At 31.2% G+C, this 606-nt stretch carries 2 protein-coding genes; both read right to left on the reverse strand.

Going from position 1 to position 606, the window contains the following annotated elements; translation table 11 throughout:
- A partial coding sequence (locus QWI17_RS19590) for a VOC family protein (RefSeq protein ID WP_302724216.1) occupies positions 1 to 388 on the reverse strand: 388 nt, incomplete at its 3' end.
- A gap of 27 nt (positions 389 to 415) precedes the next feature.
- The coding region (locus QWI17_RS19595; RefSeq protein WP_302724217.1) for a DUF2461 family protein at positions 416 to 606 on the reverse strand (191 nt) is incomplete at its 5' end.

Raw genomic sequence — 606 nt, forward strand, 5'->3', positions numbered from 1 at the left:
CAATAAAAGACGCATAAAGCTCAGCAAAAAACTGTTCTGCCAAAGGCATTTCTAATGATTTTGCATTTACCGAAAGACGATCATATAATTGATGCGCTTCTGCAGGATTATCGACATCAAGCATAATGTAATTGTTATTTCCAGCTTTGTATTGATGTCCAAATTCTTCAATAATATCAGAACCCATTAACATTGTTGTTTCATTAATAAACAATGCCACATGCGAAACTTTATCCTTTGCACTATCTGGAATCTGAAATTCTGGACTTGGCGGCATATCACCCATTTTATACATCCCAATATTTTGCGTTTCAAAAACAGTTTCATAAAACTGAAATGCCTTTTCGCAATCTCCGTTAAAATTTAAGTAAGCGTGTACTTTAGCCATAATATTGTATTTTTTGTGATTATTTTTTTAATATAATGGTTGACCATTTTCATCGGTTGTTAAAACCTCGGTCATATAATCTAAAAATGGTTGAAGAACTTGAATTGATTTTGCTACTTTTTGTGGAAAATCTTTTGCTAAAACTTCTTCATCTGTAAAATTCTTAATAAACAAATATTGCTTTTTACGCAACAACTCAATTCTTTCATGATCTTTAG

This window comes from Gilvimarinus gilvus (assembly GCF_030518155.1).
Classification (GTDB): domain Bacteria; phylum Pseudomonadota; class Gammaproteobacteria; order Pseudomonadales; family Cellvibrionaceae; genus Gilvimarinus; species Gilvimarinus gilvus.